The 12,819-nt window shown below is 38.5% G+C and carries 10 protein-coding genes; 5 read left to right on the top strand and 5 right to left on the bottom strand.

The genetic code is table 11. The annotated features are described in order from the left end of the window. Nucleotides 1-174 precede the first annotated feature (174 nt). Nucleotides 175-1,035 carry a hypothetical protein gene (locus AC07VK_RS12940; protein ID WP_492960936.1) on the top strand — a complete coding sequence of 287 codons (861 nt, stop codon included), beginning with the start codon at nt 175-177 and terminating at the stop codon, nt 1,033-1,035. A 57-nt stretch (nt 1,036-1,092) separates the two neighbouring features. On the opposite strand, the gene AC07VK_RS12935 is transcribed toward AC07VK_RS12940, so the two are convergent. Both AC07VK_RS12935 and greA read right to left on the bottom strand, forming a co-directional pair. Next, nucleotides 1,093-1,491, bottom strand: a complete 399-nt coding sequence (locus AC07VK_RS12935; RefSeq protein ID WP_492960934.1) for an HIT family protein — start codon at nt 1,489-1,491, stop codon at nt 1,093-1,095. An 89-nt stretch (nt 1,492-1,580) separates the two neighbouring features. Further along, complete coding sequence (greA, locus tag AC07VK_RS12930) at nt 1,581-2,054, bottom strand: transcription elongation factor GreA (RefSeq protein ID WP_029276724.1); 474 nt, start codon at nt 2,052-2,054, stop codon at nt 1,581-1,583. 321 nt (nt 2,055-2,375) lie between these two features. Here greA and AC07VK_RS12925 point away from each other — a divergent pair, with 321 nt between their 5' ends. Continuing rightward, nucleotides 2,376-4,256, top strand: coding sequence for a M1 family metallopeptidase (locus tag AC07VK_RS12925; RefSeq protein ID WP_492960932.1), 1,881 nt, complete (start codon nt 2,376-2,378; stop codon nt 4,254-4,256). Between the two features lie 194 nt (nt 4,257-4,450). Here AC07VK_RS12925 and AC07VK_RS12920 read toward each other — a convergent pair whose 3' ends face one another. From AC07VK_RS12920 to AC07VK_RS12910, 3 genes are all read right to left on the bottom strand, one after another. Next, nucleotides 4,451-4,927, bottom strand: coding sequence for an OsmC family protein (locus tag AC07VK_RS12920; protein ID WP_492960930.1), 477 nt, complete (start codon nt 4,925-4,927; stop codon nt 4,451-4,453). A gap of 139 nt (nt 4,928-5,066) precedes the next feature. Further along, on the bottom strand, nt 5,067-5,525 hold the full coding sequence (locus AC07VK_RS12915) for a hypothetical protein (RefSeq protein WP_492952517.1): 459 nt from the start codon (nt 5,523-5,525) through the stop codon (nt 5,067-5,069). A 158-nt stretch (nt 5,526-5,683) separates the two neighbouring features. Further along, a complete protein-coding gene (locus AC07VK_RS12910; protein ID WP_492960928.1) occupies nt 5,684-6,610 on the bottom strand; it encodes an NAD(P)-dependent oxidoreductase in 927 nt (308 codons plus the stop codon). 215 nt (nt 6,611-6,825) lie between these two features. Here AC07VK_RS12910 and AC07VK_RS12905 point away from each other — a divergent pair, with 215 nt between their 5' ends. Genes AC07VK_RS12905 through AC07VK_RS12895 form a run of 3 tightly spaced genes read left to right on the top strand, consistent with a single transcriptional unit; the run spans nt 6,826 to nt 12,381 of the window. Then, nucleotides 6,826-9,312, top strand: coding sequence for a TonB-dependent receptor (locus AC07VK_RS12905; protein ID WP_492960926.1), 2,487 nt, complete (start codon nt 6,826-6,828; stop codon nt 9,310-9,312). 56 nt (nt 9,313-9,368) lie between these two features. After that, entirely contained in the window at nt 9,369-11,798 is a 2,430-nt protein-coding gene (locus AC07VK_RS12900; RefSeq protein WP_492960924.1) for a TonB-dependent receptor, read from the top strand. 28 nt (nt 11,799-11,826) lie between these two features. Then, entirely contained in the window at nt 11,827-12,381 is a 555-nt protein-coding gene (locus AC07VK_RS12895) for an NUDIX domain-containing protein (RefSeq protein WP_492952513.1), read from the top strand. The last annotated feature ends 438 nt before the right edge of the window (nt 12,382-12,819 follow it).

Here is a 12,819-nt window from a genome sequence, read left to right as displayed (position 1 = left end):
AATACATTACGGCAAGAAATTACAAAAGGTTGCCTCAAAAAAGCATTTTCTTTAAAATAATTATCATTCGTTCGGTTATACTAAAATTCTCTTTTCAACAAGCAACCATTTACAACCTGACGGCGTAATAGCAGCATATTAATGATTAAAGTTAAAACTAAAAACAAAAATTTTATGCTAATCTACTTAAAAAGAAACCTATTGGCTGTATTGTATATAGCCTTGGTATTTAGTGCCTGTAAAAAAAGTAGTTCGGACGAACCTACAACTCCGCCTGAATCTAACAAAAAGGGGATTCAATTGGCAACAGATGCCAAGTTCGGGACGGTATTAACTGATAAAGACGGTAAAACTTTATACTTTTTTGCATCTGATGCCGCAGGTACGCCAACCTGCACCGGCGGTTGCGAAACCACTTGGCCACTTTACTTCTCAGCCGATGCCAGTACTGATTTAAACCTGAACAAAGCAGAAGTTGGGGAGGTTACCCGTGCTGATGGCCGTAAACAAAGCACTTACCGTGGTTATCCACTTTATTACTTTGCTAGCGACGTTGCAAAAGGAGATATTAAGGGCGATGGTGTTGGTGGAATATGGTTTGTGGCTAAACCCGATTATTCATTGATGTTGGCCAATGCACAACTAACTGCGAACAATATCAATTATACCAGCACCTATGCTGTTGGTGATGGCAAAACCATTTACTTAACCGATAGCAAAGGACGTACTTTGTATGCTTTTGCGCCAGATAAAAATGGTGTAAATACATATACCAAGGGCGCTACACAAGAAGGTATTTGGCCGGTGTACGAATCTGAAGTGCTTAGTGTGCCTTCGGCTGTTACAAAAACTGATGTTGCAGTAATTACCGTGGCAACAGTTAACAAAAAACAATTAACCTATAAGGGATGGCCTTTATATTACTGGATATCAGATGTAAAAAGAGGCGATAACCTGGGCATCGTAATCGGAAAAGGGCCAGGTTTAACTTGGCCGGTATTACAGCTAAATGCTACAGTTGCTCCAGCGCCATAAAAATATTTGGGTTAGGCGGGTAGAATGGTCGGCTGATGTTTTCACAGCCGGCCTTTTTTATACTTCTAGTAAGGCTTGCTTGATTTTTTCGGCAGCCTCAGCCAACTCTTCGCTGGTTGGCTTTAATTTTTCTTTGCTAAAGTTCATATCGCTCACATTATTCATCGGAATTAAATGAATATGTGCATGCGGAACTTCCAGGCCAATAACCGAAACGCCTACTTTTTTGCAAGGGAAAGCTATTTTTACACCTTTCGCTACAATTTTGGCAAACATCCAAAGGCCAACATACAGATCTTCCTCCATATCGAAGATATAATCGGTTTCAATTTTCGGAATAACCAAAACATGCCCTGCCGTTAAAGGCTGAACATCTAAAAACGCTAAATATTCTACGGTTTCAGCAACAACATGTGCACTGATTTCGCCGGCAACAATTTTTGAAAAAATAGTCATAAGGTGGAAGGTTAAAAGGTGTAGGGTGTAAGGTTTAGGAATTTATAGCGGAGAACAGACCTTAAGCCTTAAACCCTCCGCCTTCTACCTTATCTCGATATCTCTAAAACTTCGAACTGCATTTTACCTGCCGGCACCTCAATTTCGGCGAATTCGCCTACCGATTTACCTAACAAACCTTGTGCAATTGGCGATTTAACAGAAATTTTTCCCGTTTTTAAATCTGCTTCTGTTTCGGCTACCAACTGGTAAGTCATGGTAGCACCGTTTTTAACATTCTTTATTTTAACAATCGATAAAGCAAGTACTTTCGATAAATCTAATTTAGACTCATCAATTAAACGTGCGTTTGCCAACGTATTCTTTAATTTTGAAATTTTTGCTTCATGCAAACCTTGCGCTTCTTTAGCAGCATCGTATTCTGCATTCTCCGATAAATCACCTTTATCTCTTGCCTCTGCAATTGCTTTAGATATTAGCTGACGACCGGTGGTTGTTAAATAATGAACTTCCTCTTTTAATTTATCTAACCCCTCTTGGGTGTAGTATGTTACCTCTGTCATTGCTCTATTAATTTTATTCAAACGCTATAAAAAACAAACAAGACTATATAGTTGGTTTGCTACATAGTCTTGCTTCAATTATAACGAAGATAAAATGTGGAAATTACAAAAGCAAATAAAAAATTAAGAAGTAACCAATATTTTAACCTTTTATGACGCTAAAGGTCAATTTGAAGCATTAATTAACCCTTAAAATAAAGACAAACATATTCGTTACTTCTTATAATTATATGCCGGAATCACCACAATGGTAACATTCATTTATACACTTATTCAAAATTCAATCATTAGTTCTATTTTTAGCTAAAATTATTCGTAAAAATGAAAAAGTTATTATCTATTGCCCTACTCATTTGTTTGGGTGGTTATACTGTTTCTGCCCAGGAACTTTATATGCCCAGGAATATAAAAGCAGCATATGCTAAGGGCACCCGTTCAATGAGTGGAAAGCCAGGAGCTAATTATTGGCAAAACCATGGTAAATATAACATGGACATTAAGGTTGATGCCGAAACCAAAGTAGTGAGCGGTAAAGAAGAAATTTTGTACAGCAACAACAGCACTGATACTTTAAAAACTTTAGCCATTCGCTTTGTAAACAACCTGCACAAACCAACCTCCCCGAGAGGTGGTGCGGTAAGCGAAGATTTTTTGAGCACAGGCTTAAATATCAGTTCTTTCTCTGTTGATGGCGAAACGTATAAAGTAGATAGCAAAAACTGGGGAACCGTTGGTAATGTAAAACTGAACAAACCCTTGCTACCAAAATCGAAAATTGCGGTTAAAATAGAGTGGGATTACCCATTATCAAAAGAAAGCGGTCGCGAGGGACAGATTGATCCAAACTCTTTTTTTGTGGCCTACAGTTATCCTCGCATCTCTGTATTTGATGATTATAACGGTTGGGACCGCATTCCACACACCGATAGAGCCGAGTTTTACAACGACTTTAATGATTACGAATTCGCAATCAGAGCGCCTAAAAACTATGTGGTTTATGCAACCGGCGATTTCCTGAATCCAGATGAAGTGTTACAACCAGAAATTTCTGCACGTTTAAAAAAATCATATAACGGTGATGAGCTCATCCACATTGCTACCGAGCAGGAAATGAAAGATGGCAAAGTAACCCAGCAAAAAGACTGGAACACCTGGAAATTTGCCGTAAAGCACATTACAGATGTTACTTTTGCACTGAGCAACCATTATGTTTGGGATGGCGCAAGCGTAATTGTAGATAAAAAAACCAATCGCCGCGCAAGTGCCCAGGCGGCCTACAACCCAACTACCGGAACAGATTTTATCAATTCGGTTAAATACAACCTTAATGCTTTAGATTGGTTCTCGAACAATTGGCCGGGAATCCCCTATCCTTATGCCAAAACCATTGCTTTTCAAGGTTTTGCCGACATGGAGTACCCGATGATGGTTAACGATTCTCAATTTGGCGATCCTGTTTTTGCACAATTGGTTCAGGACCACGAAGTAGCGCATACTTACTTCCCTTTTTATATGGGCATTAACGAAACCCGTTATGCTTATATGGATGAAGGCTGGGCTACAACATTCGAATATTTAATTGGTATTGCAGAACACGGCAAAGAGGCAGCTGATAAGTTTTACAAAAACTTTAGGGTAAATAAATATATCAATGATAAATCGACAGAAGAAGATCAGCCCGTAATTTCGATGTCTGATCAGGTTTCGGGTTCGGGGTATGGGAATAACTCTTACGGAAAGGCTTCCTTATCTTATCTGGCGTTAAAAGATATGCTTGGTGATGAGCTATTTAAAAAAGCATTGCATACCTATATGGGCAACTGGAATGGCAAACATCCTATTCCGTGGGATTATTTTAACTCGATGAATGCAGGATCTGGACAAAATTTAAACTGGTTTTTCCAGAATTGGTTTTTCACCAACAACTATCTTGATTTAGCCATTACTAAAGTAACGCCTACAAAAGGAAAATCTACCGTGACCATTAAAAATGTAGGTGGTTTTGCCATTCCATTTAATGTGGTGGTTACTTATACCGATGGAAAAGCAGACACCATCCACAAAACACCTGCAGTTTGGAAAACGAATCAAAAAGAGGTGAACATAGTGCTTAACACTACTAAAAAAATAAAATCGATTGGTTTAGATAACGGTATCTATGTAGATGCTACGCCAGCGGATAATGTTTGGTCAGCTAAATAGTTTACAGTTCGCAATTTTCAGTTGGCAGTTCAATATAACTACCAACTGAAAATTGTTAACTAATCGTCCTCGTTTGTAACGAGGATTATCGAGATCCGCATTTGTAATGCGACATAAACAAATTAATAGCGATAAAATCGCCTTTCTCCACCATCCTCGTTACAAACGAGGACGATTGTATCAACTGAAAACTGTTAACCGTTTTCTGCTTTACAAGCAGGCTCGTGTTTTACCGGAAAATTTAATGAATTGGCAATAAAACACATTTTATTTGCCTCATGATGCAGCGAAGCTGCAAGTTCGTAATGTGCTTTATCAGCAATTAAAACCTGCGGATGCAGGGTAACCTCTCTAAAACGGCCACTTCCATCAGCCGATTCTTCCATGGTACCTATTGCCTCATCTTTATAATCGATTACCACGATCTCGTTTTTAGAGCATAAATGTAAATACCAGAGCATATGGCAACTGGATATGGAAGCCAATAACAGGTCTTCGGGATTATATTTAGATTTATCGCCCAGAAAAGCAGAATCAGACGATCCAGAAATATCGGCTTTGCCTTTTACTGAAATTACATAATCGCGATCGTACGAACGGTAATCCATTGTACCCGAGCCTTTATTGCCCGTCCAGGTAACTGTAGTTGAATATAAATGATCTTTCGGCATGATAAAATTGGTTAGATTGTATAGCCAATTTAAGAAAATATTATCAGGATTAATCTACTTTTCAACCCTTTTGACTAAGAATGTTTAAATATCTTAATCTCAAGAAACAATTTTAACGCAAGAAATATTTTAGAAAAAATTATGTCCTAATTTTATGCCCTTTTGAGATTAAGAAGGACTTTAGCAAGCCGTAAGTAGATTCGTCTGCATTAATATTAATCCCTTTATCATCCTCCATGTATGAGCATTCGAAACATACATTAAGCGCAGAAACAATTTCTCCACTCTTACTATAAAATATGATTGCATCCCTGTAAATAGGTAGACACATCCAAGAAGGTAAGTTTGCAACCTCGGTTTCTAAAATGTGATTTAATTTAATCATATCCTGACTATTACGCAGGAAGGAACTAATCTTTTCCGAAGAGCTATCAAGGTTACCATTCAGATCAGTTATGCGGTTATCATACCAAGATATTGCCACAGTATTTCTAGTGGCATCCGAATAGTAGGCCTGCTGTTGAAAAGAGTATGTTTCAACATATTCGAAATCGACATTTTTAATATAACCTTTGGATTGAATAGCTGTATGCGTCATAAAATATTAATTTTAGCGCCGGGAGCCTGCATCATAAGTTGTGATATCATTCGAACTTGTCACGTTGAGCTTGTCGAAACGCTTAGCGAGGAATTTAAACAGGTCCTTCGACAGGCTCAGGATGACAATTCTATATTTATGATACAGCCTGCTTTAACTTAAAAACTAAGCCCACTTAACTTCTCAGCCAAAACCTCCGAAATTTTACGGTAAGAATCGAATGTCCAGCCACCAACATGTGGCGTTAGAATCACTTTTTCGTTATTTTTAAGTTCATTGTACCAAACCTGCTCGCCCAATGCCGGGAATTTTTCTGTTTGCAATACATCCAGTCCGGCACCTAAAATCTTTCCGCTTTTAATCGCATTTAGCACTGCCTCTGTGTTAACAATTTCGCCCCTGGCCGTATTGATGAAGAAAATAGGCTTTTTAAAATGAAAGAAATACTCGTCATCAACCATCTGTTTGGTTTCGGCTGTTAGGGGAATATGCAAGCTCAGTACATCGCTGTATTTTACAATTTCTTCCATACTTACCTCGCGGGCAAATGCATCAGAAAATCCGGTTTTATATTTATCATAGGCCATTACATCAACCTCAAAACCCGCCAGTTTCTTAGCAAAACTTTGTCCCATAAAGCCATAACCAATAATGCCCACCTTTTTGCCTTTCAATTCGTAACCACGGTTACCTTCTCTATCCCACACCCCGTTTCTAATCTCCATATCGGCCCTGCGGAAGTTGTTCATCAATGATAAAAGCAGACCCGTAGCATGTTCGCCAACGGCATCACAATTGCCTTCAGGTGCATTAATCAGTTCGATATTTCTTTCGAAGGCAATTTTATCGTCTATGTTATCCAACCCTGCCCCTGCCCTGGCCACAAATTTTAAATTCGGCGCAGCAGCAAAGAGCTCAGCATCGATTCTAAATTTCGTCCGAACAGCAATGCCGGTATAATCCTTTATTTTATCTAATGTTTGTTGGCGGGTAATCTGCGGTTCATCATCAACCTGGTAACCCATAGCAATGGCCTGCTCTTTAAATGCAGGGTGCAAATCATCAACAATTAATATCCTATTCATAATAAACAAAAGTAACATTTTGCAAATTGTTCAATTGTAATATTCTTTTATTGTTTCCGTAAAACTGAAAACCGCAAATTGTTAGCTGTAAACTGTGCATTACCCACAAAAATATTACTATAAAATGGCTGTAATAAAATAGTTACGGCTCCTTAATTAAACTTAGTTGCCGTTACTTTGTCTCCCTTTATAAAAAACACGAAATTTTATTTTTAATGAGACTTTTACAATCAAGAACAATACAGATTACCCTTTTACTTTTAAGCTTATCATTTAGCCTTTTTGCGCAAACAAGTGGAAAGGCAAAAATTACCGGAATACTTAAAGATGCAAAAACACAAGAAACCATTCCGTTTGCTACCGCAATTTTAATTGATAAGGCTACGGCCAAAAACGCAAAAATTGTGCAAACCGATGTAAATGGTGCTTTTGTAATGGCCGATATCCCTGCCGGAACTTTCACCTTCAAAATAAGTTTTGTTGGCTATCAAACCATGGTTAGGGATAATGTGACTATTACCGCGGCAACTGGAGCCTTAAACTTTGGCGAGATTAAAATGAATCCTTCAAAAGGAAATGTGCTGAGCGAAATTACCGTAACAGGCCAAAAACAAGGCATGCAAATGGGTATCGACAAAAAGATTTTCGCTGTAGATCAGAGCGTAATCAGCGAGGGTGGTTCTGCAGGCGATTTATTACAGAATGTTCCTTCTGTTTCTACCGATATGGATGGCAATGTGAGCTTACGTGGCTCTACAGGTGTTAAAGTGTTAATTGATGGAAAACCATCTTTAATTGCCGGCGGTAATGTCGCGCAGATCCTCCAGTCGATCCCTGCAAGCTCTATCGAAAGTGTTGAGGTAATTACCAATCCATCGGCTAAATATGATGCAGAAGGTCAATCAGGTATCATCAACATTGTACTGAAAAAAAATACGAAACTTGGCTTTAACGGTTCAGTTGCACTAACTGCAGGTAACCGTGATAACTATAATGCCAACACTAATTTAAGTTTTCAGAATAGCAAAGTAAATCTTTATGGGAACTATGGCTATCGATATGGTAACCGTTTGGGTGGCGGTTTCCAGGATATTACCTACAAAACGCCAAGCAGTTCAACAGCTTTCGCAAATCAGAATACAGTTTCTAATTCTTTAGACAGAGGACACAATGCTAAAGCTGGTTTAGACTATTATTTGGCACCAAAAAGCGTAATCAGCTTATCGGGTGGTTTTAACTCAAGAGAAAATGAACGTAACGAGCTGCTTGATATTAGACAATTAAGTGCAAACCAGTCACCTGTCTTATTAAGCAACAGAACCAATAATAATGACGGTTATGGAAAAAGTTATGACCTGAATTTAGATTACGTACAGAAGTTTAAAAAACCGAAAGAAGAGTTAACCTTCAACTTTGGTTATTCGTATGGTACAAACAATAACGATCAAACTTACAGTACCAATACCACTAACCGAAATGGTGTGCCGATTGATGAAACTTTAAGTTTACAGCGTGTATTTAATACCGGTAACAATACCAATTACAATATTCAGACTGATTATGCACTACCTGTTGGTAAAGCGGGTAAAATTGAAGTTGGTTACCGTAGCCAGATCCGCTTAGGAAACAATGATCAATACGCAGATTCGATTCCTACCAATACGAATATTTATGTCAGTAATAATAAGTTAATTAACGGTTTCGATAGTAAAGATCAGGTGCACGCACTTTATTTTAATTACCAGAACCAGATTAAAGATTTTGGCTATCAGATTGGCTTAAGAGGGGAAGATGCGCGTTTAGACACACATTTAGAAGGCTATACAAACAATGTGTTAACTACCGCAGAAGGAAATATCCACTACAAAAGGATTTATCCCAGTGTTTTCTTAACGCAAAAATTTAAAGGCGACAACCAGCTTCAATTGAGTTATACACGCCGTGTAAATCGCCCCCGCCCTTGGGATACCAATCCATTTCTGGATGTTTCGGATCCTTTAAACTATAGAGGTGGTAACCCGAATTTATTGCCAGAGGATGTACATTCTTTCGAATTGGGCTACAGTAAATACTGGAAAAAAGTAACCTTAACTTCGAGTTTGTATTTCCGCCAAACCAATGATGTAATTCAACGGGTAAGAAGTACGCCAGTTAATGGAATCATTACTTCAACCCCTCAAAATTTAACAAATCAAATCAATAGTGGTTTAGAGTTAATTGGTCGTTTCGATCTGATTAAAGCTTTAAATTTTACCACCAACGTAAACTTATATCAAGCTAAGTTTGCCGGAGATGCGAGGTTTGATATTGCATCGAGCAGTGGATTTAGCTGGAATGCCAACCTAACCGGAAATTTAACTGTTGCAAAAAATGTATCGCTACAGGTACGCGGCGATTACAGAGCACCGGAAGTGATGGCACAGGGAAAACGTAATGCCATGTACGGAATCGACGGCGGAGCCAAATACGATTTCCCGAATAAAAAAGCATCTTTAAGTTTCAATGTTAGAGATGTATTTAACACCAGAAGATGGAGCATGACCACCGAAGATAAAGCAACAATTGTTGATTTTGAACGACAAATGCAGGGAACAATGGGTAACTTAACGTTCTCTTACCGGTTTGGAAAATCAACATTTACGGGAGCAAAAAAGAAGAAAGACGATCAGCAGGACAACCGTCCTGATGAGGGATCATTTTAATAACCGAAGGTGCTTAGAAAAATATTTCTAAGCACCTTTTTTTAACTAATCAGCTATTGGAAAAACTTTTACCTAAGCTTTGCTTTACCCTATTGATTTTACTCAACGCCTTTGCTGCGCTTGCTGTAGAGAAAGGTGTAATCAGCGGAAAAGTGGTTGAAGAAGTTGGTGGATTATCTATCCCATCGGCCGTAATATCTGTTTATATCGATGGATCTGAACAACCTATAGTTACATCTGCCACAGATGAGGATGGCCATTTTAGCATTAAAAATCTAAAAACAGGAAATTATAGCATTAGGGTAAGTTTTGTTGGTTATGCCTCATTAAAAGTAAATGGAATAGCCATTACAGAAAAAGATTTCGATAAAAACCTTGGCGCATTGAAGCTAACCTCCGAGCAAAATTCTTTGCAGGAAGTAACCATTACCGTCCAAAAACCACCTATCGAATTTGGAGCTGATGGTGTTACTTATAATGTTGGCTCAACGCTATTAGCCGAAGGTAGTACCGCAACAGATGTACTAAAAAACGTACCGATGGTGCAGGTAGATATTGATGGCAATGCTACCATCGCAGGAAAGAGAAATACCAGGATTTTTATTGATGGTAAGCCCTCAGACTATATGACCTCAAATATCGCCGACCTGCTAAATGTACTCCCTTCTGATGCCATTGATAAGATAGAAGTCCTCACTAACCCACCATCTAAATATAGCGGGGATGGGGAAGGCATCATCAACATTGTAATGAAAAAAGGCTTTAAGGTTGGCTTTAACGGTAACGTAGGTGTTTCGAGCGGATTGCAGGGCAACGGTAATACTAACGCAAATGCATCTTACCGCGGAAAATCTTATGCTATAAATGGAAGCGCAGCTTATCGTTATAATGTTGGGAAGGGTAACAGCCACAATTTCCGCGAAAACTTTTTTCCTGACACAACTTTCTATTATGACCAATATGGGGCTTATCGCAACCATAACAATGGTGGGAATTTTAGAATGGGTTTAGACTGGACCATTAGTCCAAAACAAAGTTTACGCCTATCAACCAATTACAACCTCAATAATTCGAATTCAAATGCTACAACCGATCTTCATTACTTAAGTGAAGAACGGATAGAAAACCGTCTTCGCAATCAGCATAATACAGGTAAAGGCAATAGCAATAACTTTGTTTTTAATGCGGATTACGATCTTCAGACCGATACCAGCGGAGGTAAAATATCTTTAGGATTAAATTTCAATACCAACAAGAGTACCGATTTTAGGGATTACAGCACCACTTACGCACAGCCCAGCACATCAGCCCCAACTATACAGCAAAACAATAATAACACCGGAAACAGGGGATTAAACATAACCTTAGATTACGAAAAACCAATATTCAATAAACGCGACCGCATTGAAACCGGCTTGGCTTTTAACTACAGAAAGAACGATAACGACTTGTTAATCGAGAATTTTAATTTTGCCACGCAACAGTTTGTGCGTAATAACAAATTATCGAACCAGTTTTTATACAATGAAAACATAGCTGCTGCCTATGCATCTTATAACTACCGCAAGGTTGGCTGGGGCGTTAAAACAGGAGTTAGGGCCGAGCTTACCGATGTAGCCTTCGATTTATCCACTGGGCAGAATTATAATGTAAAACCTTATCTCAGTATTTTCCCTAACCTATCCTTAAATCGGTTTTACCGAAAACGGTATAATATTGGCGCTACGTATAGCATCCGTGTAAACCGGCCAAGAGAAAATACCTTGAACCCACAGGTTAATAATGTTGATACATTGAATATCTCCTACGGGAATCCTAATCTATCGCCAGCTTATACCCATCAATTTGATATTAACTTTGGGGCTTTTGGCCAGAAATGGTCATTTAACCCACGGCTCTCTTATTCAACCAGTCAGGGGGTTATAGAACGTTACCGCACAGTCACCTTAATTCCTGGCTCCAATACAGCCAGATCTGAAAGTACTTACGATAATGTGGGCAGCAATAATTCTTTATCGCTTATCCTAATCGGGAATTATCGCCCTACCAATAAGATATCGGCCAATGGAAATTTCAGTGTGATCCAAAGTAATTACAAATCGCAATTAAATAGTTCGCTAAACCGTGATGGTTTGAGTTTTAGAGGAGCAATTGGCCTATCGATGCAGTTACCGCTAAAAACGGCTTTCGAATCGAACTTAAACTATGCCAACAATACCAATGCACAAGGCCGGAACAAAGGTTCTATGACTTCTAATTTCTCGGCAAGGAAAGTATTTTTGGGTAACCGGTTAAACCTTCGCATAACGATAAATGATATTTTAGGAAACAGAACCAATACCTTTTACAATGAAGGCCAGAATTTCAGACTGGAGAATTATTCGACCAACAACACACAGAATTTCACCTTTAGCCTGAATTATCGTTTCACTAAGATTACCGTAAATAAAATTCCACCACCGCCGCCTCCCGCAAAACCACAGTAAGATAAAATCATATTGCTTATCTTGCAGCATGGAAGAGATCAACCCTTGGAAAACGCTAGAGAGCGAGGTAAAATACGATAACAACTGGATTCGTTTAACCGAACATCAGGTAATTAATCCATCTGGTGGACAAGGGATTTATGGTACCGTTCATTTTAAAAATCGCGCCATCGGAATCCTTCCTTTAGATGAAAATTATAATACCTGGTTGGTTGGCCAATACCGATATGCGATTAATGCCTACAGTTGGGAAATTCCGGAAGGTGGTGGGCCATTTCATGAAGCGCCATTAGAAAGCGCCAGACGGGAACTGTTAGAAGAAACGGGTATGAGCGCCAGGAACTGGAAAGAAATTCAAAGAATGCACCTTTCTAACTCCGTGTGTGATGAACTTAGCATTATTTACATTGCTACCGATCTCATCCAAGGTATCGCCATGCCTGAAGAAACAGAGGAACTTGTGGTTAAAAAATTGTCTTTTGATGAAGCGTATCAAATGGTTTTGAATGGAGAGATTACCGATTCGATGAGCGTAGCTGCGATCTTAAAAGCCAAACTCATGATATTGAATGGCGAATTGTAGCCGTGGCAACCACCAAATGTTCCTAACGGAACATAAAAAATATTGCATATTTTTTTCTACCCAGCATATGTCCCAATGGGACATTGCACGATTAAATGTTAAAATTATTTATGTTAAATGCTAAAACAATCCCCAAATATTAAACATCCTAAAAAATTATAATGTCTCAGATGAATATCGCTTATTATTCTTTTAACAGCGGTTTGCTATGAAATTTACCTTATAACTACAAAATATTGCATCAGCACTTGTTCTATAGCGTCATTTGTTTTAAATTGCTAGTGCAATCCCTAAATATTAAATCATCCTAGAAATTATTAATGTCTCAGATGAATATTGCTTATTAGTTCTTTTAACGGCGGTTTGCTATGAAATTTACCTTATAACTACAAAATATTGCATCAGCACTTGTTCTATAGCGTCATTTGTTTTAAATTG

Source organism: Pedobacter sp. GW821-FHT01D05, from assembly GCF_059422505.1.
The sequence above is the reverse complement of the archived record's forward strand: the minus strand, read 5'-3'. Positions and strand labels throughout refer to the sequence as shown.